Origin of the sequence: Spongisporangium articulatum (assembly GCF_044465595.1) — a bacterium.
GTDB lineage: Bacteria > Actinomycetota > Actinomycetes > Actinomycetales > Kineosporiaceae > Spongisporangium > Spongisporangium articulatum.
The window spans coordinates 1,198,818-1,218,004 of the sequence record NZ_JBITLV010000001.1; the positions used below are offsets into that span (position 1 = coordinate 1,198,818).

23 protein-coding genes are annotated in these 19,187 nt (G+C 71.2%); 12 read left to right on the forward strand and 11 right to left on the reverse strand.

Annotated features, from left to right (window positions below; translation table 11 throughout):
* Positions 1-25: 25 nt before the first annotated feature.
* Both ACIB24_RS05640 and ACIB24_RS05645 read right to left on the reverse strand, forming a co-directional pair.
* On the reverse strand, positions 26-748 hold the full coding sequence (locus tag ACIB24_RS05640) for a Clp protease N-terminal domain-containing protein (protein WP_398276362.1): 723 nt from the start codon (positions 746-748) through the stop codon (positions 26-28).
* A gap of 57 nt (positions 749-805) precedes the next feature.
* Complete coding sequence (locus ACIB24_RS05645) at positions 806-1,357, reverse strand: TetR/AcrR family transcriptional regulator (RefSeq protein ID WP_398276365.1); 552 nt, start codon at positions 1,355-1,357, stop codon at positions 806-808.
* A gap of 105 nt (positions 1,358-1,462) precedes the next feature.
* Between ACIB24_RS05645 and ACIB24_RS05650 the strand changes: the two genes are divergently transcribed.
* Positions 1,463-2,650 carry an MFS transporter gene (locus ACIB24_RS05650; protein ID WP_398276787.1) on the forward strand — a complete coding sequence of 396 codons (1,188 nt, stop codon included), beginning with the start codon at positions 1,463-1,465 and terminating at the stop codon, positions 2,648-2,650.
* 62 nt (positions 2,651-2,712) lie between these two features.
* On the opposite strand, the gene ACIB24_RS05655 is transcribed toward ACIB24_RS05650, so the two are convergent.
* Positions 2,713-3,942, reverse strand: a complete 1,230-nt coding sequence (locus ACIB24_RS05655) for an ROK family transcriptional regulator (protein WP_398276368.1) — start codon at positions 3,940-3,942, stop codon at positions 2,713-2,715.
* A 135-nt stretch (positions 3,943-4,077) separates the two neighbouring features.
* Here ACIB24_RS05655 and ACIB24_RS05660 point away from each other — a divergent pair, with 135 nt between their 5' ends.
* The 5 genes from ACIB24_RS05660 (at position 4,078) to ACIB24_RS05680 (ending at position 8,459) form a co-directional block, all read left to right on the forward strand.
* Positions 4,078-5,109, forward strand: coding sequence for a substrate-binding domain-containing protein (locus ACIB24_RS05660; RefSeq protein WP_398276371.1), 1,032 nt, complete (start codon positions 4,078-4,080; stop codon positions 5,107-5,109).
* 107 nt (positions 5,110-5,216) lie between these two features.
* Entirely contained in the window at positions 5,217-6,197 is a 981-nt protein-coding gene (locus tag ACIB24_RS05665) for an ABC transporter permease (protein ID WP_398276374.1), read from the forward strand.
* Complete coding sequence (locus ACIB24_RS05670; RefSeq protein ID WP_398276377.1) at positions 6,194-6,937, forward strand: ATP-binding cassette domain-containing protein; 744 nt, start codon at positions 6,194-6,196, stop codon at positions 6,935-6,937. Before ACIB24_RS05665 ends, ACIB24_RS05670 begins: the two co-directional genes overlap by 4 nt.
* Positions 6,938-6,963: 26 nt before the next feature.
* Positions 6,964-7,830, forward strand: a complete 867-nt coding sequence (locus tag ACIB24_RS05675; RefSeq protein WP_398276380.1) for a sugar phosphate isomerase/epimerase family protein — start codon at positions 6,964-6,966, stop codon at positions 7,828-7,830.
* A complete protein-coding gene (locus ACIB24_RS05680) occupies positions 7,827-8,459 on the forward strand; it encodes a nucleoside/nucleotide kinase family protein (protein WP_398276383.1) in 633 nt (210 codons plus the stop codon). Before ACIB24_RS05675 ends, ACIB24_RS05680 begins: the two co-directional genes overlap by 4 nt.
* An 88-nt stretch (positions 8,460-8,547) precedes the next feature.
* Here the strand turns inward: ACIB24_RS05680 and ACIB24_RS05685 are convergent, their stop codons facing one another.
* The gene (locus tag ACIB24_RS05685) at positions 8,548-8,748 is read right to left on the reverse strand and encodes a hypothetical protein (protein WP_398276386.1); all 201 of its coding nucleotides are present in this window, start codon (positions 8,746-8,748) and stop codon (positions 8,548-8,550) included.
* Positions 8,749-8,809: 61 nt separating this feature from the next.
* On the opposite strand from ACIB24_RS05685, the gene ACIB24_RS05690 reads away from it, so the two are divergent.
* A complete protein-coding gene (locus ACIB24_RS05690) occupies positions 8,810-9,286 on the forward strand; it encodes a MarR family winged helix-turn-helix transcriptional regulator (RefSeq protein WP_398276790.1) in 477 nt (158 codons plus the stop codon).
* A 41-nt stretch (positions 9,287-9,327) separates the two neighbouring features.
* On the opposite strand, the gene ACIB24_RS05695 is transcribed toward ACIB24_RS05690, so the two are convergent.
* Positions 9,328-10,203, reverse strand: coding sequence for an aldo/keto reductase family oxidoreductase (locus ACIB24_RS05695; RefSeq protein WP_398276389.1), 876 nt, complete (start codon positions 10,201-10,203; stop codon positions 9,328-9,330).
* A 102-nt stretch (positions 10,204-10,305) separates the two neighbouring features.
* On the opposite strand from ACIB24_RS05695, the gene ACIB24_RS05700 reads away from it, so the two are divergent.
* Both ACIB24_RS05700 and ACIB24_RS05705 read left to right on the forward strand, forming a co-directional pair.
* On the forward strand, positions 10,306-11,151 hold the full coding sequence (locus ACIB24_RS05700) for a helix-turn-helix transcriptional regulator (protein WP_398276392.1): 846 nt from the start codon (positions 10,306-10,308) through the stop codon (positions 11,149-11,151).
* A gap of 41 nt (positions 11,152-11,192) precedes the next feature.
* Positions 11,193-11,783 carry a TMEM175 family protein gene (locus ACIB24_RS05705; RefSeq protein WP_398276395.1) on the forward strand — a complete coding sequence of 197 codons (591 nt, stop codon included), beginning with the start codon at positions 11,193-11,195 and terminating at the stop codon, positions 11,781-11,783.
* Here the strand turns inward: ACIB24_RS05705 and ACIB24_RS05710 are convergent.
* The 3 genes from ACIB24_RS05710 to ACIB24_RS05720 are packed head-to-tail and all read right to left on the reverse strand — an operon-like array spanning position 11,768 to position 13,862.
* Entirely contained in the window at positions 11,768-12,637 is an 870-nt protein-coding gene (locus ACIB24_RS05710) for an endo alpha-1,4 polygalactosaminidase (RefSeq protein WP_398276398.1), read from the reverse strand. The genes ACIB24_RS05705 and ACIB24_RS05710 overlap by 16 nt on opposite strands.
* Positions 12,634-13,176 carry a LuxR C-terminal-related transcriptional regulator gene (locus ACIB24_RS05715; protein WP_398276401.1) on the reverse strand — a complete coding sequence of 181 codons (543 nt, stop codon included), beginning with the start codon at positions 13,174-13,176 and terminating at the stop codon, positions 12,634-12,636. The genes ACIB24_RS05710 and ACIB24_RS05715 overlap by 4 nt, the downstream gene beginning before the upstream one ends.
* Positions 13,173-13,862: a histidine kinase gene (locus tag ACIB24_RS05720; protein ID WP_398276403.1), complete on the reverse strand. Its 690-nt coding sequence runs from the start codon at positions 13,860-13,862 to the stop codon at positions 13,173-13,175. The genes ACIB24_RS05715 and ACIB24_RS05720 overlap by 4 nt, the downstream gene beginning before the upstream one ends.
* Positions 13,863-14,016: 154 nt before the next feature.
* Between ACIB24_RS05720 and ACIB24_RS05725 the strand changes: the two genes are divergently transcribed.
* Both ACIB24_RS05725 and ACIB24_RS05730 read left to right on the forward strand, forming a co-directional pair.
* A complete protein-coding gene (locus ACIB24_RS05725; protein WP_398276406.1) occupies positions 14,017-14,733 on the forward strand; it encodes a hypothetical protein in 717 nt (238 codons plus the stop codon).
* Positions 14,734-14,829: 96 nt separating this feature from the next.
* Positions 14,830-15,381, forward strand: coding sequence for a cupin domain-containing protein (locus tag ACIB24_RS05730; protein ID WP_398276408.1), 552 nt, complete (start codon positions 14,830-14,832; stop codon positions 15,379-15,381).
* Here the strand turns inward: ACIB24_RS05730 and ACIB24_RS05735 are convergent.
* The 3 genes from ACIB24_RS05735 to ACIB24_RS05745 all read right to left on the reverse strand — a co-directional run bounded on the left by ACIB24_RS05735 (position 15,378) and on the right by ACIB24_RS05745 (position 18,619).
* Positions 15,378-15,689 (reverse strand): hypothetical protein, encoded by a 312-nt coding sequence (locus tag ACIB24_RS05735; protein ID WP_398276411.1) that lies wholly within the window; start codon positions 15,687-15,689, stop codon positions 15,378-15,380. The two genes, ACIB24_RS05730 and ACIB24_RS05735, sit on opposite strands and share 4 nt — an antisense overlap.
* A 210-nt stretch (positions 15,690-15,899) precedes the next feature.
* Positions 15,900-17,162, reverse strand: coding sequence for a threonine ammonia-lyase IlvA (gene ilvA / locus ACIB24_RS05740; protein WP_398276414.1), 1,263 nt, complete (start codon positions 17,160-17,162; stop codon positions 15,900-15,902).
* An 869-nt stretch (positions 17,163-18,031) separates the two neighbouring features.
* Positions 18,032-18,619 (reverse strand): GNAT family N-acetyltransferase, encoded by a 588-nt coding sequence (locus ACIB24_RS05745; RefSeq protein ID WP_398276417.1) that lies wholly within the window; start codon positions 18,617-18,619, stop codon positions 18,032-18,034.
* Between the two features lie 54 nt (positions 18,620-18,673).
* Here ACIB24_RS05745 and ACIB24_RS05750 point away from each other — a divergent pair, with 54 nt between their 5' ends.
* Positions 18,674-19,183 carry a GNAT family N-acetyltransferase gene (locus tag ACIB24_RS05750; RefSeq protein WP_398276420.1) on the forward strand — a complete coding sequence of 170 codons (510 nt, stop codon included), beginning with the start codon at positions 18,674-18,676 and terminating at the stop codon, positions 19,181-19,183.
* Positions 19,184-19,187: the final 4 nt, after the last annotated feature.

The window sequence follows — 19,187 nt, forward strand, 5'->3', positions numbered from 1 at the left end:
ATGATGCGTTTGTGCATGATCAACGTCAGGGTTGGTCGGCGTCACGCACCTCGGCCAGGGTCTCCTCGACCACGGTCTCGACCCACGCCTTGGTGACCCCGAGCCCGCTCAGCGGGCCGTCGCCGTCCTCCTGCTCCAGCAGGGCCAACAGCTCGTGCTCCGTGCCGACGTACCCGTGCCCCAGGCGCAGCGCCTCGCGGAAGGTCAGTTCGATCGCCTTCTTGGCGGCGGGGGTGAAGGGGATCAGGGCCGGGACGTCGGTCGCGGCCGGGGGCAGGACGACGGCCGCGCGCAGCGCCTCGGGCGTCACCCCGAACCGGGCCAGGGTCTTCATGGCCAGCGACTCCGGGTCGGACAGCAGCCCGAGGGTCAGGTGCCCGGGCGTGATGCCGTCGTGGTGGCCGGTGCGGGCCTCCTCCTGCGCGGCGACGATCACCTTCCGGGCCCGGGGGGTGAACCGGGTGAAGCCCTGGGCGGCGTCGAGGTCGTTGTCGGCCTTCGGTACGAACCGCTTCTGCGCGGCCTGCTTGGTCACGCCCATGCTGCGGCCGATGTCGGTCCACGAGGCGCCGGAACGGCGGGCCCGGTCGACGAAGTGGCCGATCAGGTGGTCGGCGACCTCGCCCAGGGCGTCGGCGGCCAGGACGGCGTCGCTGAGCTGGTCGAGGGGGTCGCTGTGCACTTTGGTGATGCCCTCGATCAGGTCGTCGAGGCGGACGGTGGCGGGCATCCGGACGGGTTCGCTCATGCCGTCAACCGTAAGTTGACGACGTGCATTCGTCAACCAGCGGTTGACGCGTGGTGCTCAGTCGAGCTCGGTCACCAGCCGCTGGGCCCAGGCGGGGTCGACCCCGCCCTGGAAGAGGGCCCGGTAGTAGATGGGCCCCAGCAGCCGTTCGGTCGTGGCCGTCGCGTCGGGGGTGGCGTGCCCACGGGCCCGCTCGCGCTCGATCATGGCCGCGATCTGCGCCTCCCGGTCGGCGACGCAGTTGTGGCTGGTCCCGGGCGGCCCCGAACCGACGCCGGCCCGGAGGATGGCCAGGCTGTCGGGATCGTTCAGGTCGGTGGCCACCTCGGCGGCCCACTGCTGGAGGTCGCTGCGCAGGCTGCCGGTGTCGGGGACGACGAGGTCGCCGGTGAACCGGCTGGAGGCCACGGCGGCGATCAGTTCCGCGATCGAGCCCCACCGCCGGTACACGGTCGTCGGGTGGACGCCGGCCCGCTGCGCCACCGCCGGAATGGTGAGGCCGTCGGCGGGCTGCTCGGTGAGCAGGTCGACGACGGCCCGATGGACGGCGGCCCGCACGCGGGCGGAGCGCCCGCCGGGTCTGGTCGTGCTGGGTGTCTCCGTGGTCACATCCGCCTCCCCGGGAATTATTGCAGTGATCGTTGCGTCTAACACTGCCGTCAGTAACGCAGCGAACGTTGCGTTCTATGCCTCTCGAGGGAGACGGCCGTGCGCATGTCCCACCCCCGGGCCTTCGTCGCCAGTACGGCGATCCTGGCCCTGTTCCTCTCGGCGTCGGCGGCCCCCTCGCCGCTGTACGTCGTCTACCAGCAGCAGTGGCACTTCAGCGAGACCACACTGACCGGTGTCTTCGCGATCTACGTGATCGGCCTGCTCGGCTCGTTGCTGGTGGTCGGCGGGCTGTCCGACCACCTCGGACGCCGTCCGGTGCTCGGCGCCGCGGTGGCCCTCGAGGCCGTGGCGATGCTGCTCTTCCTGACCGCCGGCGGCGTGCCGGAACTCGTGGCCGCCCGCTTCCTGCAGGGCGTCGCCACCGGCGCGGCGATGACCACGCTCGCGGCGGCCCTGATCGACCTCAACCCGCCGCACGCCCCGCAGCGAGCCGGGGTGGTCAACAGCATCACCCCGACGTCGGCGCTCGCGTTCGGGGCGCTCGCCTGCGGCGCGCTCGTGCAGTTCGCGCCCGCGCCGACCCACCTCGTCTTCGCCGTCATCCTGGCCGGTCTGGTGCTCTCGGCGGCCGTCGTGCTCACCCTGCCGGAGACCTCGTCGCGGCGCCCCGGAGCGGTGGCCTCGCTGCGGCCGCGGATGTCGGTGCCCGGCCGGATCCGGGTCGAGTTCACCGCGCTGGTGCCGGTTCTCCTCGCCTCGTGGGCGGTCGGCGGCATCTACCTGTCGCTCGGACCGTCGGTCGCGGTCGGCGTGTTCGGCCTGCAGAACCACCTCGTCGGCGGGTTCGTCGTCGCCCTGCTGTGCGGTACCGGCGCGGTCACCTCGTGGTTCCTGCGCGAGGTCGCGCCCGCCGTGCTGCTGCGGTTGGCGGCGGGGCTGCTCGCGTTCGGCCTGCTGATCACCCTCGCGGGGGTGGAGTGGGACGTCGCCGGGCTGGCCGGGCTCGGAACCGTCCTGGCCGGAATCGGTTTCGGATCGGGCGGCATCGGGTGCTTCGGGACGCTGAGCCGGATCGCCTTGCCGGACGAGCGTTCTCAGCTCTTCGCGGTGGGCCTGACCGTGTCGTACCTGGCGTTCAGCATCCCGGCGGTGATCGCCGGGTTCGCGGCCACCAGCTACGGGTTGCACGCCACGGTGCTCACCTACGGTGCGGCGATCGTCGTCCTGTCGGTGGGGGCGTTGGCGGCGCAGCGGGTGCTCGACTCACGGCGTGACCTGGTCCCGGCCTGACTGGTCGTGATCATGGAAACTTCTCCTCCGGCGCCGGGGCGCCTACGAAGAACTTTCCATGATCACGACCTGCCGACCATTGCCTGCACGCGGTCGGGGGCGAAGATGCTCTCGGACAGCAGCAGGGCCAGGCCGACGAGGCCGGCGCCGGTGTCGAGCTCGCTACGCTCGATCCGCAGCTGCCGGGTCGCCAGCGGCAGCGAGCGCTTGTAGACCATCTCCCGGATGCCGGCGAACAGCAGCGTCTCCAGGCGGGCCAGCTGCCCGCCGATCACGACGATCCGCGGGTTGAAAAGGCTTACGGCGTCAGCGATCGCCGCTCCCAGCGTGCGACCGGCCTGGCGTACGAGCTGAACCCCGGCCGGGTCCCCGGCCAGCACCAGTTCGACGACCTCGTCCACGGTCCGGACCGGCTTGCCGGCCGCCTGCAGGTCGCGCAGCAGGGCCCACCCGCCGACGTAGGCCTCGAGGCACCCGACGTTCCCGCACCGGCACAGGGGCGGTTCGGCGTCCCCCGCCGCGGTGAGCTGGCTGTGCCCGACGTCGCCCGCGGCGCCGTCCGCCCCGCGGTAGACCTTGCCCTCGGCCACCACGCTGGCGCCGACCCCGGTGCCGAGCTTGAGCATCAGCAGGTGCGTCACGTCGGGATGGCGGGTGCGCTGCTCGCCGAGCGCCATCGCGTTGACGTCCTTGTCGACCACGACCGGGCTGCGGAAACCGCGCCCGGCGAACCAGCCGGCGATGTCGAAGCCGTCCCAGCCCGGCATGATGGGCGGGCTGACCACCTGGCCGCGGGCGAAGTCGACGGGGCCGGGGACCGAGAGCCCGATGCCCAGGACGTCCGAGGCAGGGCGTCCGGCGTCCTCCAGCAGCCCGTCGATCAGGTCGGTCACCGTGCCGAGCAGCACCTGCGGCCCGTCGGTGATCTCGATCGGCACGGACGTCTGCGCCTGCACGTCGCCGCGCAGGTCGCACAGCCCGACCCGGACGGCGGTCGCCCCCATGTCGGCCACCAGCAGGACGCCGCGCTCGGAGTGGAACGCGAACCGCCCGGCCGGACGGCCCCGTGTGGGGGCGCCTTCGGCCGACTGGACGAGGAGCCCCGCCGACAGCAGGGCGTCGAGCCGGCCGTTCACCGTGCTGCGGGACAGGCCCGTGCGGTCCATCACCTCGGAGCGGGTCAGTTCCTCACCCGTCCGGAAGAGCGTGAGGACCTCGCCCAGGCCGGTTCCGGGGACGGTCCCGAGGGCCGGCCGGAGGGCGGTCCCGGGGGCCACGGTGCTTTCTGCCACGGCGTCATCATACTTCTGACGGGCGTTATACAAAAGAATCTAATCTTTTGGTTGACAGGTGCTCTGAAGCGGGTCTTAACTCGGAGGACATCCGCTGCGGTGCCGGCCAAGGCACCTCCCGAAAGGAGCTCCAACGTGGGAGCACACCCGATGCGCCGCGCCGCCCTCATCGGCGTCGCCGTCACCGTCACCGTCGGCCTCAGCGCCTGCGGCGGTTCGTCGTCCGGCTCGAGCGGCTCGGGGTCCACCGAGACCCCGAAGATCGCCGCCGTCATCAAGGGCCTGGACAACCCGTTCTTCCAGTCGATGGAGCAGGGCATCGACGAGCAGGCCAAGGGCGCCGGGGTCACGACGACCGTGCAGGCCGCGCAGTCGATCACCGACACCACCGGGCAGGCCGACAAGCTCACCGCGCTCGCCGGGCAGGACTACAACTGCTACATCGTGAACCCGATCTCGGGCACGAACCTGGTCCAGGGCCTGGCCAAGCTGGCCGCCGCCGACAAGACGATCGTGAACATCGACTCCCCGGTCGACGCGGCCGCCGCCAAGGCCGCCGACGCGACCCCGGCCACCTACATCGGCACCGACAACACCGCGGCCGGCAAGACCGCCGGCGAGCAGATGGCCAAGGTCGTCTCCAGCGGTGACGTCGCGGTCATCGGGGGCACCGCGGGTGACGTCACCAGCGGCGCCCGGGTGACCGGTTTCGAGTCGGGTATCGGCTCGCTCAAGGTCGTGCAGACCGTGGCCGCCAACTGGGACCGCCAGGAGGCCCTCACCCAGGCGGGCAACATCCTGCGCGCGCACCCCGACCTGAAGGGCTTCTTCGTCGCCAACGACGACATGGCCCTCGGCGTGGCCCGGGCCGTGCAGGACGCCGGCAAGACCGAGAAGGACGTCAAGATCATCAGCGTGGACGGCATCAAGGACGCGCTGCAGGCGGTCAAGGACGGCACGCTGACCGCCGTCGTCGCCCAGTACCCCTACGCGATCGGGCAGATGGGTGTGGAGGCCTGCCAGGCCGCCGCGGCCGGCAAGACCCTGCCGGCCAACGTCACCGCCCCGGTCGAGCTGGTCACCCAGGACGTCGCGGACAAGGCGCTGGCCGCCACGCCCAAGCCGTTCGGCACCTACGCCGACCCGCTGGCCGACCTGCTGAAGTAGCGCAGGCTCCGGACGGCGGCCGGCCGACGCCCCTCGCCCGGCCGCCGTCCGGGTTCCACTCCCTGGCAAGACATCTCGAAACGACCTCGCACCGGAAGGGGCCTGTCATGGCCACCACCACCGCGCCCGCCCCGGGCGCCACCGCCGCAGGGGTGCGAAACCGCCTGCGGGACCCGGCCTTCTGGGCCGACTGGGCCGCTCTCGTGGGGCTCGTCGTCCTGGTGATCGTCTTCCAGTCCGCCAACTCCACGTTCCTCACCGCCGGCAACGTCGAGGCGATGCTGATCTCGGCGGCGATCCTGATCCTGCTGACCATCGGCCAGACCTTCGTGATCGCGACCGGCGGCATCGACCTGTCGGTGTCCTCCATGATGACGTTCGCCGCCGTCGTCTTCGGCTACTCGTTCGCCCACGGCTGGGGGCTCGTCGTCTCCATGCTCCTGGCGGTCGTGGCGGGCACGGTGCTCGGTGTCGTCAACGGGGTGCTGATCGCCCGCGGCAAGATCACCGACTTCGTGGTCACCCTGGGCATGCTGTCGGCCGCCTCCGGCGCCGGACTGATCCTCGCCGACGGCAAGCCGACGACGGTCATCAACTCGTTCCTGCTGAAGTTCTCCACCCGCGGGATCGGCATCTTCGGCTACACGTTCATCCTCGCCGTGATCGTCGCCGCGCTGGCCCATTTCGTGCTCTTCCACACCCGGTTCGGCACGCACACGCTGGCCGCGGGCGGTTCACCCGAGGCGGCCACCGCCACCGGGATCAGCACCGCGCGGATCAAGATCGCGGTCTACACCATCTCCGGCGTCCTGTGCGGCGTCGCGGCGATCCTGCTGGTCGCCCGGGTCGGCGCCTCGGAGCCGGCCGCCAACACCCAGTACCTGCTGAACTCGGTCGCCGCCGTCGTCCTCGGCGGGGTCAGCCTGATGGGCGGGAAAGCCACGATCATCGGCCCGGTGGTCGGCGCGCTGCTGCTCACCGCTCTGGTGAACGGCCTCACCCTGCTCGGGGTCTCGCAGTTCTACCAGCCGCTCGCGGTCGGCATCGTCGTGGTGCTCGCCGCCCTTCTCACGAGGTTCCAGAAATGACCGCGCTCGTGGACGTCAAGGACGTCAACCTGGCCTTCGGCAGCGTCCAGGCGCTGCGCGACGTGTCCCTGCAGGTCCAGCCGGGCGAGATCACCGCGCTGGTCGGCGACAACGGGGCCGGCAAGTCCACGCTCGTGCGCTGCCTGTCGGGCATCCACCGCCCCGACGGCGGCGAGATCGTGTTCGACGGCACGCCGATCGACTTCCACTCGCCGGAGGACGCACGCAAGGCCGGCATCGAGACCGTGCACCAGAACCTGGCGCTGGTCGAGGACCTCACCGTCTGGCAGAACCTGTTCCTGAACCGGGAACTCGTGCACTCGTTCGGCCCGTTCGGGGTGCTCAACCGGCCGGCGATGAAACGCGAGGCGCAGCGCATGGTCTCGGCGCTGGCCGTCAACGTGCCGGACGTCGCGTCGAAGGTCCGGCGGTTGTCCGGCGGGCAGCGGCAGGCCGTGTCCATCTGCCGGGCCGCCTCGTTCAGCTCGAAGCTGGTCATCATGGACGAGCCCACCGCGGCCCTCGGCGTACAGGAGACCGCCCGTGTCGAGGACCTGATCAAGGGCCTGCGCGACGAGGGTCACGCCGTCCTGCTGATCAGCCACAACTTCGCCCAGGTGCTGAAGCTCAGCGACCAGGTGTGGGTGATGCGGTCCGGCCGGTGTGTCGGCGGGCGCCGGACCGAGGCCACCACCGGCGAGGAGATCGTCGCCCTGATCACCGGCGCCCTGGCCGCCTGAGACCTGTTTCTGAGAAAGGAAACCCCATGGCCACGAACCCTCTGGGCGTGCACGCCCTCGTCTGGGTCGGCGACACCTCGCCGGCCGGCGTGACGACGGCCGTCGGCAGGACCGCGGAGGCCGGGTACGACCTGCTCGAGTTCTCCCTGCACGACTCCCTCAACCTCGACGTCGTCGCCGCCCGGGACCAGCTGGAGGCGGCCGGGCTGCAGGTCGCCTGCTCGCGCGGCCTGGCCTTCGACGCCGACGTGTCCAGCGAGGACCCCGAAGTGGTGGAGCGCGGCGCCGTCCTGCTGCAGGACTCGCTGCGCGTCACCCGCGAACTCGGTGGCACGCATTTCACCGGTGCTCTCTACAGCGCCCTCGGCAAGTACGGGCACCAGCTCAGCCCGGCCGGTCGCGCGAATGTGGTTGCGGTGCTGAAGAACCTGGCCGCGGAGGCGGGCGGGCACGGGATGACGCTGGGCCTGGAGATCTGCAACCGGTACGAGACCAACGTGATCAACACCGCTGCGGACGCCCTGCGGCTGGCCGACGACATCGGTGCCGACAACGTGCTCATCCACCTCGACACGTACCACATGAACATCGAGGAGTCCGACCTCGTGCGCCCCGTGTACGAGGTCGGCGACCGGCTCGGCTACGTGCACATCGGTGAGAACCACCGCGGTTACCTGGGTTCCGGGCACCTCGACTTCGGTGCCTTCTTCCACGCGCTGGCCGACATCGGCTACACCGGCCCGATCACCTTCGAGTCGTTCTCCTCGGCGGTCGTCGCGCAGGGGCTGTCGAACGACCTCGCGATCTGGCGGAACCTCTGGACCGACGGGATGGACCTCGCCACCCACGCCCGGGTGTACATGGAGACCATGCTCAGCGCGGCCCGGTCATGACCCCTGACCTGGCCGCCCTCGCGGAGCGGGTCCGCGAACGACTCAAGGACGCCGGGGGCCAACGGGTGATCGTCGGCATCACCGGCACCCCGGGAGCCGGGAAGTCCACCCTGGCCGAGCAACTCGTGGCTGCGTTGCGGGAGGCGGGGGAGGACGTCGTGCACGTCCCGATGGACGGCTTCCACCTGGCCGACGTCGAACTGGCCCGGCTCGGGCTCGCGCACCGCAAGGGGGCCCCCGCGACGTTCGACGCCGCGGGGTACACGGCCCTGCTGCGCCGGCTGCGGGAGAACATGGACGAGATCGTCTATGCGCCGATGTTCGAGCGGGACATCGAGCAGCCCGTCGCCGGGGCGATCCCGGTGCCGCGGTCGGCTCGGGTGGTCGTCACCGAGGGGAACTACCTGCTCTTCGACGGCCCGTGGGCCGGGGTGCGGCGCCTCATCGACGAGATCTGGTACGTCCAGCCGGACGACGTGGTGCGCCGGGAGCGGCTGCTGGCCCGGCACGTGCAGTTCGGCAAGTCCCCCGAGGCGGCCGAGGCGTGGGTCGCGGGCAACGACGACCTGAACGCCGCGGAGATCGCCGCGACCGCCACCCGCGCGGCGCTCACCGTCGCCGTCGACTGAAGGCTGCGTTTGTGCATGATCACGAACACAGAGCGGTGATCATGCGCAAACGCAGAACTCTTGTCGTGATCATGCGCAAACGCAGAACTCAGTGGTCGGAGGCCGCCACGTTGCGCTCGCCGGTACGGGCGACGATGTACTGCCGGCCGTTGGTGACGCGGACCTCGTAGCCGCCGTCGATCAGCTCCGCCTTCGGGGCCGGCACGTGCGGCTTCTCGCGCCCGTAGAAGACGTCGGCGGGGCCCAGGATCTTCAGCAGCACCTCGTTGATCCTCTGCAGGCGACCCATCGCTCTCACTCCAACCGTTAGTGGGCTAATGATTAGTAGGCTAACGGTGTAGGGTGTGGATGTGCAAGAGGAATCCGTGGCCGCCGATCCGCTGGCCCTGGAGCAGCAGCTCTGCTTCGGCATTGTGACCGCCGCCCGTTCGGTGGTCGCCTTCTACCGGCCGTTCCTGGAGCCGATGGGCCTGACCCATCCGCAGTACCTCGTGATGCTGGCGCTCTGGCAGCACGGCCTGCTCTCGGTGCGCGAGCTCAGCGACCTGCTGATGCTCGAACCGGCCACCGTGTCGCCACTGGTCAAACGCCTCGAGGCGGCCGGCTACGTGACCCGCGAGCGGCACGCCGGCGACGCCCGCCTGCTCCAGGTCCGGCTCACCGATGCCGGCCGCGCCCTGCGGGCCCAAGCCGAGCAGGTGCCCCTTTCGATCATGCAGGAACTGCAGCTGGACGTCGCCGAGCTGGCTTCCGTACGCGACTCGCTGACGCGGCTGGTCGCGGCGATGAACCGGAGATCAGCGTCGCTGCCGGGTTCGGCCGAGTAGGACTCGCCCGAATCCGGCACCCGCGCTGATCAGGCCGGGGGTCAGGCGCCGATGCGCTCGAGCTCGGCCCGCGCGTCGTCCGGCAGCTGGATAGCGGCGGCCGCCAGGTTCTCGCGCAGGTGGGCGAGGGACGACGTCCCGGGGATCAGCAGGATGTTCGGCGACCGCTGCAGCAGCCACGCGAGGGCGACCTGCATGGGCGTGGCGTCGAGCCGGGCCGCGACCTGGTTCAGCGCGTCCGACTGCAACGGCGTGAAACCGCCCAGCGGGAAGTAGGGCACGTAGGCGATGCCCTGGGCGGCCAGGGAGTCCACGAGGGCATCGTCCTCGCGGTGGGCCAGGTTGTAGAGGTTCTGCACACACACGAGGGGCGCGATCGACTGCGCCTGCGCGACCTGGGTCGGGGTGACGGTGCTGATGCCGAGGTGCTTGACCAAGCCCTCCTGCTGCAGCGCGGCCATCGCCTCGAAGCCCTCGGCGATCGACCCCTCGACGGCCGCGGACGCGTCGTCCCCGTGGTGGTGGACCCGGAAGTTCACGACGTCCAGGACGTCGAGCTTCAGGGTGCGCAGGTTGTCCTCGACGCCACGGCGCAGGTCGGCGGGCGACTGCGCGGGCAGCCAGGCCCCGGCGTCGTCACGGACCGCGCCCACCTTCGTGACGATGGTGAGCCCCTCGGGGTAGGGGTGCAGGGCCTCGCGGATGATCTCGTTCGTCACGTGCGGGCCGTAGAAGTCGCTGGTGTCGATGTGGGTCACGCCGGCCTCCACGGCCTCGCGCAGGACGGCCACCGCGGCGGCCCGGTCCCGCGGCGGCCCGAAGACCCCCGGCCCGGCCAGCTGCATGGCGCCGTACCCCATCCGGGTGACGGTGAGGTCGTCGGTCATCGAGAAGGTGCCACCGGCAAGAGTTGTCATGCCCCGACCCTGCGCCCACGGCCAGGCCCCAACCAGAGCACTCCCGTTCCTGGGAGTGACAGGACCAGGCAGCGAACTCGCTGCACGCCTACCGTGGTCGGCATGGACGGCAACATCCTCGGCGAATTCCTGCGGGCCCGGCGCGAACTGGTCGCGCCCGAGGACGTCGGGCTGCCCGCGGGCGGGACGCGCCGGGTGGCCGGCCTGCGCCGCGAGGAGGTCGCCCTGCTGGCCGGCATCAGCGCCGACTACTACCTGCGGCTCGAGCAGGGCCGCGACCGGCACCCGTCGGTCCAGGTGCTGGAGTCCATCGCGCGGGTCCTCGGCCTGGAACCCGCCGCCACCCAGTACCTCGTCTCCCTGGCGGCGCCCAGGCCCCGCACCGCGCGCCGGGCCCGGCGCGAGAAGCCCGCGACCGGCGTCGGGCTGCTGCTCGGCCAGCTCGGCCTGCCCGCCTTCGTGGAGGGCCGCTACTTCGACATCCTGGCGGCTAACCCGCTGGCCGCGGCCGTCTCGCGCAACCTCGTCGTCGGCCGGAACCGGGTCCGCGACATGTTCCTCGACCCCTACGAGCGGTCGCTCTACCCCGACTGGGAGCGGCTGCTGACGACCATGGTCGGCGGCATCCGGGACCGGATCGGCACCGACCACGACGACCCGCGGTTCGTCGAACTGGTCGGCGAGTTGTCGTTGGGCAGTGAGATCTTCCGGCAGGCCTGGGCGCGGCACGACGTCCGGGCCGTGCACGGCAAGCCGGTCCGGATGGTCCACCCGCAGGTGGGCGAGCTGACGCTGCGGATGGAGAAGCTGGCCGTCGCGGGCGCCGAGGGTCAGCTGCTGGCCGTCTACCACGCCGAGCCGGGGACGGCGGACGCCGAGAAGCTCGCCCTGCTGTCGGCCATGGCGGTTCCGCAAGCGTCGCCGACGGACAGCCTGACCAGCAACTGAGGTGGTTGCGGGGCGCTCGCGGGCCGTGCCAGGGTCCGGACGTGCGCCAGACCGAACGGACCATCACGCTGACCGACGCGGTGGTGGCCATCGCGATGACCCTGCTCGTGCTGCCGCTGGTCGAACTGGCCCCCGACGTGGACGGTGCGGACCTCGGTGGCTTCTTCGACGAGAACCGCTACCTGTTCACGTCGTTCGTCATCTCGTTCCTGGTGATCTACGTGTTCTGGCGGGCGCACGCGGTGGCCTTCGCGCGAGCCGATGAGGCCGGCGTCGAGCCGCGGGCGTTGCGGGGCCTGACCGTGTGGTGGTTGCTGCTGATCGTCTTCCTGCCGTTCCCGACGGCGGTCTCCGGTCACGACTCCACGACCGGTGCTGTGATGCTCTACATCGGCACGATGCTCGTCCTGTCGGTACTCACGTCGGCGATGAGCACCACGGTCGACAGGGCCACCGGTTCGTCCCGGAAGCCATGGGTGGTGTGGAGTTCGCCCGCGGTGTTCGCACTGGCCCTGCTCGTCGCGGCGTTCAGTCCCGGCGGGGGGCTCGCCGTGCTCCTGCTGCTCCTCGTGGTCCAACTGGTCCAGAACCGCTCGGCCCACGAGCCGGTCACGGCTCAGCAGGCCTTGTAGCGGTACGCCTTCCGCCCGGCGGGCACCACGTCGCGGTCGCGCAGGATCACGCTGATCGTCGCGCCTCGGGCTCGGCAGGCGTCGGAATAGAAGTGCGCGGCGGTGTCGGTGTACTCGACCTCGATGACGTGTGCGCCGTAGACCCTCGTGTAGTCGTCGCACTCGGCGTAGACCTGGCACTCCTCGGCGATCGCGAAGTCGAAGCCGACCTGGGTGCGGCCCGTGCTGCCGAGCTCGACGGTGTTCTTCTGGCCGATCGCCAGCCCGCGCGAATGCGCATGCTGAGCAAGCAGTTTCGCCAGGGCAAGGTTTCCGGCCCTGGTCAGCAGTGGCCTCTTGGTGTACGGGTCCGTGGCGCGGGTGTACGTGTCGAGGTTGTCGGGCTCGACGGCCTGGAACCCGGACGTCGCACAGCCGTCGATCCAGGCGTTGACGATCGTCGCGATGGCGGCGCGCCGGGCGGCCGTGGTGGTGTCGAGCAGGTACTCGTCCGGCCAGTCGGGGTCCTTGTAGAGCCTGCCCCGGCTGGTGTGCAGCAACAGCTTCGAATGCTTCGTCCGCCAGTACGACGCCTCGCCGGGCTGGGTCTGGAAACCGTTGACGTAGCAGACGTTGTACAGCCCCTCGACCGGTCTCGCGGTCCGGTCCCGGTCGACGACCGTGACCTCGGCCCTCGGGGTGTAGGGGCCGCCGAGCTGGTAGTCGAACGTGCCGTTGGCCGGCGGCGGTGCCCAGACGCGCGTCGCGGAGGCCGCGGGGCGCTGAGCCGCCGAGGGTTGCCCGCCCGCGCTCGTCGTCCCGGCGCAGCCCGCGAGCAGGGCGAGCGCCGTGATCGCCGCGAGCTTCCGGTTCATGTCCCCTCCCGCGGCCTGTCGAGGCCGGCGTCGTGGGCGGCGACCACGGCCTGGGCCCGGTCGCGCAGGTCGAGCTTCGCGAAGATGTGCCGGACGTGCGTCTTCACGGTCGCCATGCTGATCACCAGCCGGTCGGCGATCTCGCCGTTCGACAGGCCACCCCCGATCATGGCGAGTACCTCGAGCTCACGCTCGCTCAGCTCCTCCAGACCCGGCACCCGGGTGACCGGGCCGGGCGGACGTTCGGCGAAATGCGCCATCATCCGGGACATCACGCCCGGGGCGACGACCGGCTCACCAGCTGCCGCACGGTGCACGGCGTCGAGCAGGCCGTCGGAGGTGACGTCCTTGAGCAGGAAGCCCACCGCGCCCGCCCGCAGCACCTCGACCACGTCCCGGTCGGCGTCGAAGGTGGTCAGGGCGACCACGCGCGCCCGGCTGCTCGCCGTGATCCGCCGGGTCGCCTCGACGCCGCCGGTCCCCGGCATGTGCAGGTCCATGAGGACCACGTCGGGCGCCGTCGCCAGCGTCGCGCTCACCGCGGCGTCACCGTCACCGGCCTCGCCGACCACCTCCACGCCGCGACCGCGCGGCCCGGACGCCCGCCGCGCAACGCGACCGCCGCTCCCTCGGCCTGGATGGCGATCAGCGTCAGTTCGTGACCCAGCACGTCGTGCAGCTCCTGGGCGATGCGTTCGCGTTCGGCACCCACCGCGGCTTCGCGGACCTTCTCACGCTCCGCTTCGAGTTCGGCCGTCAGTCGGCGCAGTTCGGCGTTCTGGGCCTGCAGCCGCCGGACCACCAGCCCGGCCAGGACCGGAGCGATCACCGCAATGAAGGCTCCGATCACCGCGACGGGCGGCTCGGGCCCCAACAGCGTGCCGACCGTGCCGGTCGCGCATCCCCAGGCCGTCGCCAGGAACACCGCCGGCAGCGGCCTCCCGTGCAGGCCGAGCGCGTAGAACAGCAGGATCACCACGACGAACCCGAGGACCGGGTACCCGTCGAGCGGGATCACCCCGAACGCGCTGGCCACCACGCTCGCCTCGACCGGGTGCGTGCGCCGCCAGGCCAGCGGCAGCGTGGCGCCCAGAACGTAGAGATGGCCGAGACCGCCACCCGCGATCGGCAGCAGGCTGACCTGGACGAGGCCGGCCAGAGTGAAGACCATCGCCAGCACCGCGTCCAGCGGCGTGACGTCCAGCCGGCGGATGAGCGTGCGCACGGCACGAGGGTAGGGCGCGCAGTGCGGGGCCCGCCTCATCCCTGGGGCTGATCACCGGTTCCGCTCCGGGGTCGATGTGGGCCTCCGGCCGCCTGCCTAGGTTCGTGACCGGTCGCAGATGCGGCCGAAAAGCCTCTCTGCGAAGGAGTTCACGATGAGCATCACCCAGGCCGGGGCCCACCCCGGCGACCTCGCCCCGTCGACCCAGGCTCCCGCCGTCCGGTACGACGCCGGCCGCGCCAGCACCTGGTTCGGGCTCGCCTTCCCGGCGGCCCAGTTCACCGTCATGCTCGCCATGGCGATCTTCGTGCTACCTCACGGCGGCGCGCCCACCGACCCGGCGCTCGAGCGCGGTCTGAGCATTCTCGACGCCGAAACCACCTACCGGATGGGCAACTACGTGTTCATGCTGGCCGGGGTCCTGCTGCTCGGCTTCCTCGGCGCGGTCGCGCAACGGCTGCGAGCCGTCGACGCCTCGGGCGTGCTGGCCACGGTCGGCGTCGCGGCCGGCACGCTGATCGCCCTGATCTGGCCGATGGCCGGGATGCTGCACGACGTCGCGCTCAGCACCGCCGCCCACGGCACGGACGTGCGGATCCTCACCGGGTGGGACGACGTCGCGCCGTACTCGCTCGCGTTCTCGGCCCTGCCCCGCCTCTTCCTGATCGGCGCGCTCGTGCTCGGGCTGCGGGCCGCCGGTACGTCGACCTGGCTGCCGCGGGTCGGGGTCGTGATCGGGGTGCTGTCCCTGGCCGGCAACGCCACCACGCTCAGCGGCGCCATGTTCCCGCTGCTGGCCCTGAGCACGCTGGCGTTCGACCTGTGGTTGGCGTCGGTGGCCTGGCACTGGCTGCGGCACCCGTTGCGGTGATGGCCCCCGGGACGCCGAGTGTGACGCTCATGCGTCACATTCGGCGTCCTGTTCGGCCTGGAGGTCACACTCGGCGCGTCTGGTAGGAATAGCGACATGGGGGACTATGAATCGACGACCGAACCGACCTACACGACACCTGACGGCACCAGCTGGACCGTCACCCGGCGGGCCACCGATCTCGCGAACGAGAGCTTCGAGATCGAGATGCACGTACCCCCGCACGCGGTCTCGACGCCGCCGCACGTGCACCCGCGCCAGACGGACGAGTTCAACGTCGTCAGCGGCCGCGTCGAGGTTCTGCTCGACGGAGCCTGGCGCGTCCTCGGCCCGGGTGACGAGTTGGTGGTACCGCCTAACCACGTGCACACCTATCGCAACGAGTTCGACGAGCCGGCCGTCCTGCGCAACGTGCACAACCCGACCGACAGCTTCCAGGAGTACCTCGACCGGCTCGGCCTGCTGGTGAGCAGCGGCCGGATCACGTCGATGACCGGCCTGAAGGCCAAGGTGTACATGTCGGTGCTGTTCCGTCAGCACCAGGACTCGATGGTCCTGGCCAGCCCGGTGCTGCGGGTGCTGAGCGTGGTCCTGGCGCTGGGAGCCAGGTTGTCCGGCGTGAAGGTGCCGCGCCCGCCGTCCGGCTAGAGCCCGCCGTGGTAGGGGAGGGCGAGCATGACGGCTGCGAACGATCCGGCCAGAGTGACCCCGGCGGTGCCGATCACGAGATAGGCGCCCCGGGTCTGCGCCCGGTACAGGTACCGCCCGGAGATGAGGGCCACGACCGCGGGCGCCGAGACGAGACAGCAGGCGATGAACCGGCCCAGCGGGTTCAGGTCGCCCCCCGCGATCGCCCACGAGAGACCCATCAGCACGACGACTGAGCCGAGGTACGCGGCCACGGCGACGACCGCCAGCACGACCAGGGCCGACAACGCGCGCTGAACCGCCTCCACGCCAACAACCCTGGCAGGCCGCGTGCCGAGCGGGGCTCGAAAGTCGACGGCTTACGTCGATCGGGCGCACCGCCGTTTCCAGGTGCGCCCGTTTTGGTCGCCATGAGCGCCGACGGCGTCCCTGTGACAACCAAAACGGGCACAGTTGCGCGCGGTTCGACCCAGGTGTCTCCTTGCTGCCCGGGCGTTCCCGTCGACGTCGCATGGAGGTCAGAGCAGGAAGTGGAACATCGGGCTGTCGGGCGGGATGCGCTCGATCTTCGGCGGGGCCAGGCGCATCCGCTCCATCAGGGCCGGGAAGTCCTCCGGGCGGCCCAGTTCGACGCCGACCAGCGCGGGCCCGGTCTCGCGGTTGTTGCGCTTCGTGTACTCGAACAGGGTGATGTCGTCGTCCGGGCCGAGCACGTCGTCGAGGAAACGCCGCAGTGCGCCCGGCTCCTGCGGGAACTCGACCAGGAAGTAGTGCTTGCGCCCCTGGTGCACGAGGGCCCGTTCGACCACCTCGGCGTAGCGGCTGACGTCGTTGTTGCCGCCGGACAGGATGACCACCACGGTCTTCCCGGCCAGGCCGTCGAGCTGCGGCAGGGCTGAGGCGGCCAGCGCCCCGGCGGGTTCCGCGACGATGCCGTCGGCCTGGTACAGGTCGAGCATCTCCACGCACACCTGCCCTTCGGGCACCGCCACCAGCTCGGCCGCGTGGTCCTGCACGATCGGGAAGGTGACGTCCCCCGTGCGGCGCACCGCCGCGCCGTCCACGAAGCCCTCGAGCGTGGGCAGGTCGACGGGCTGCCCGGCGGCGAGCGCGGCGGCCATGCTCGCCGCGCCGGCCGGTTCGACGCCGATCACCCGCACCTGGGGCCGGCGTTCGGCGAGCCAGGTCAGGCAGCCGGCCAGCAGGCCGCCGCCGCCCACGGGCACCACGAGGACGTCGGGCGCCCGGCCGAGCTGCGCGCACACCTCGAGCGCGACGGTGCCCTGACCGGCCACGGTGCGCGGGTCGTCGAACGCGGGCACCAGGACGGCGCCCCTCACCTCGGCGTCCCGGCGGGCGGCTTCCGCCGCCTCGTCGTAGGTGTCGCCGAGCACGACCGTCTCGACGGTGTCGCCACCGAGCGCCGCGACGCGCTGCCGCTTCTGCCGAGGGGTCGTGCGCGGCAGGTAGATGCGCGCGTGCACGTCGAGCCGGGCGGCCGCCCACGCCACCCCCTGCGCGTGGTTGCCGGCGCTCGCGCAGACCACCCCGTCGGCCAGCCGCTCGGAGGGCAACGTGCCGATCAGGTTGTACGCCCCGCGCAGCTTGTACGAGCGCACCGGCTGCAGGTCCTCGCGCTTGAGGAGCACCCGGGCGCCCGTCGCGGCCGACAGCCGCTCGTTGGGCTCGAGCGGGGTGGGCGTGGTCACGGCCGCGAGGCGTCCGGCGGCGGCCTCGACGTCGGCCGCGCTCACCTGGTCGGTCGGAGCGTGCTGGGTCACGTCTACGAGCGTGGCACACGCTCAGGCATCGTCCGCACCGGCACACGACGACTCAGCCGTCGAGTAATGCCCAGAAAACGACAGAGAAGTGTCGATTTCTGAGCATTCTCCGATTCATCGGCTGGCGTCGGCGTCACCCATGCGGTGCGGGAGGCCGCGAATGTCGGACCAGTACTCGAAGCGCACATCCTCGTCGACGCGGACCGGGACGGGTTCGCCGTACAGCCGGTCGCCCCCTTCTTCTTGGGCCCGGAGATCCAGTAGTCCTCGCGGTCGCCACGTCGTAGTGGTTGGCCTTGAAGCCGGGGTAGCGGAGTCGACGGAACACCTGGTCGCGGTAGAAGACGGTGACGTACGTCTTCGAGAACCGCACGCGCCCTGTCCACGCCTCGCCGGTCAGTGCTCCGGTCTTGCGCTCGATGTACATGACGCGGGTCTTCATGCGAATCCGCCTGGTCGACAAGTGGCCTGTGCGGCAACCGATTTGAGTACCCTCGCTGTCAGCTGATCCACGGGACGGGGAGACTTCTTGGGCGTGCACCTGAACTTCCAGCAGTGGTTCTGGCTCGCTTTCACCTGGAACGTAATCGTCTGGAGCGGACTGGCGGCCGACGGGGCTGGATCGCGTGGGTCAAGGTGCCTGGCAGTGACGGCGCTCCGTCTGGACTCTCGCAGGAACGCCCTCGCCCATCGACTGGCCGACTTGGGCTGGCCCGTCGTGAAGGACACGTCGAGTTGATCCAGCCGAGGTGAGCCATCGGCCGGTGTAGTCGGTGCCGCGATCGCCGGGCCACCGTGGCCGTCGGCGTCCGGACGCCATCGGGTGAGGTCGTGGTCGTCGGGCGCCTCCGGATCCACCCGATCCGGGCTCACACGTGCGGGCGGCGCAGCCACCACGTGGGCGGACCGCCGGGGACGACGACCGCGCGGCTCTCGCGGAAGCCGCGCCGCTCGTAGAAGGCCTTGTTGGGCTCGGTCGACGTCTCCAGCCAGCAGTCCCAGCCGTCGGCGGCGGCCGCCTCGAAACCGGGCTGCATGACGGCGGTCGCCAGGCCCTGGCCGTGGAGGTCGGGGTGCGTCGCGAGCACCCCGAGGTACCAGTACGGGGGTGATGGAGCGACCGATTCGATGGCGTGCTCGTAGGCCTCGATCCGTGCCCAGGCGAGGTCGCCGACCTCGGCCGCGAACGCCGTCCAGTCGGTGTCGTGCCCGTCGTCCGGCGCGACGCCGGACAGCCGGTCCCACAGCGCGACGGCCGCGCCGTCGTCCACGAGCCAGGCGGTGCCGCGGTGGATCCGGGGCAGGAGCAGCGCGCGGGCGAACGACCGCCGGGCGGCGAGGTTCTCGGGACCGAGCATGAACGACCAGGCCGGGTCCGCCGCGAAAGCTGCCGCCACGGTGGTGACCACGGCGTCCACGTCGTCCAACGTGGCCAGTCTCGTCACCGGTGCCGACATGGGTCGAGGATAGGGGCCCACGTGATCGTTGGCCGTCGCACGATCGGAGAGTCCATGGCGCCCCTGGTTCGTCTCGTCCCGGCCACCGTCGAGCTGCTCGAGGCGCTCGCCGACGACCCGTCACGGTTCGAGGCCCTGATCGGGTCGCCGGTCCCGGACGGCTGGCCCGAGTTCCCCGAGGCCATCCCGTTCACCCTCGAGCAGCTGGCGGACGCGGCCGAGGCCGACCGGCCCTGGACCATGCACTTCTTCCTGGACGACGGGACCGGCCGGCTCGTCGGGTCGGGCGGCTTCGCGAGCCCGCCGGTGGAGCGGACGGTCGAGATCGGGTACGAGGTGGCGCCCGGGTTCCGCGGTCTGGGGTACGGCAGTGCCGCCGCGCGGGCCCTGGTCGCGCAGGCCGTGGCCAGCGGGGCGGTCGACGCGGTGACCGCCCACACGCTGCCCGGGCCGAACCCGTCGACGTACGTCCTGGTGGCGCTGGGCTTTTCGCACGTCGGGGAGGCGGAGGATCCCGAGCAGGGGACCGTCTGGGAGTGGCGACTGAACCCGCGCCGTGCGTAGGCCG

Excerpts from the sequence above, each read along its gene's own strand:
- ACIB24_RS05670 (WP_398276377.1), top strand. The coding sequence starts at position 6,194 with ATGACCGCGCTCGTGGACGTCAAGGACGTCAACCTGGCCTTCGGCAGC.
- ACIB24_RS05695 (WP_398276389.1), bottom strand. The coding sequence starts at position 10,203 with ATGACAACTCTTGCCGGTGGCACCTTCTCGATGACCGACGACCTCACC.
- ACIB24_RS05640 (WP_398276362.1), bottom strand. The coding sequence starts at position 748 with ATGAGCGAACCCGTCCGGATGCCCGCCACCGTCCGCCTCGACGACCTG.
- ACIB24_RS05665 (WP_398276374.1), top strand. The coding sequence starts at position 5,217 with ATGGCCACCACCACCGCGCCCGCCCCGGGCGCCACCGCCGCAGGGGTG.
- ACIB24_RS05745 (WP_398276417.1), bottom strand. The coding sequence starts at position 18,619 with ATGTCGGCACCGGTGACGAGACTGGCCACGTTGGACGACGTGGACGCC.
- ACIB24_RS05730 (WP_398276408.1), top strand. The coding sequence starts at position 14,830 with ATGGGGGACTATGAATCGACGACCGAACCGACCTACACGACACCTGAC.
- ACIB24_RS05725 (WP_398276406.1), top strand. The coding sequence starts at position 14,017 with ATGAGCATCACCCAGGCCGGGGCCCACCCCGGCGACCTCGCCCCGTCG.
- ACIB24_RS05650 (WP_398276787.1), top strand. The coding sequence starts at position 1,463 with ATGTCCCACCCCCGGGCCTTCGTCGCCAGTACGGCGATCCTGGCCCTG.
- ACIB24_RS05675 (WP_398276380.1), top strand. The coding sequence starts at position 6,964 with ATGGCCACGAACCCTCTGGGCGTGCACGCCCTCGTCTGGGTCGGCGAC.
- ACIB24_RS05750 (WP_398276420.1), top strand. The coding sequence starts at position 18,674 with ATGGCGCCCCTGGTTCGTCTCGTCCCGGCCACCGTCGAGCTGCTCGAG.
- ACIB24_RS05710 (WP_398276398.1), bottom strand. The coding sequence starts at position 12,637 with ATGAACCGGAAGCTCGCGGCGATCACGGCGCTCGCCCTGCTCGCGGGC.
- ACIB24_RS05685 (WP_398276386.1), bottom strand. The coding sequence starts at position 8,748 with ATGGGTCGCCTGCAGAGGATCAACGAGGTGCTGCTGAAGATCCTGGGC.
- ACIB24_RS05680 (WP_398276383.1), top strand. The coding sequence starts at position 7,827 with ATGACCCCTGACCTGGCCGCCCTCGCGGAGCGGGTCCGCGAACGACTC.
- ACIB24_RS05700 (WP_398276392.1), top strand. The coding sequence starts at position 10,306 with ATGGACGGCAACATCCTCGGCGAATTCCTGCGGGCCCGGCGCGAACTG.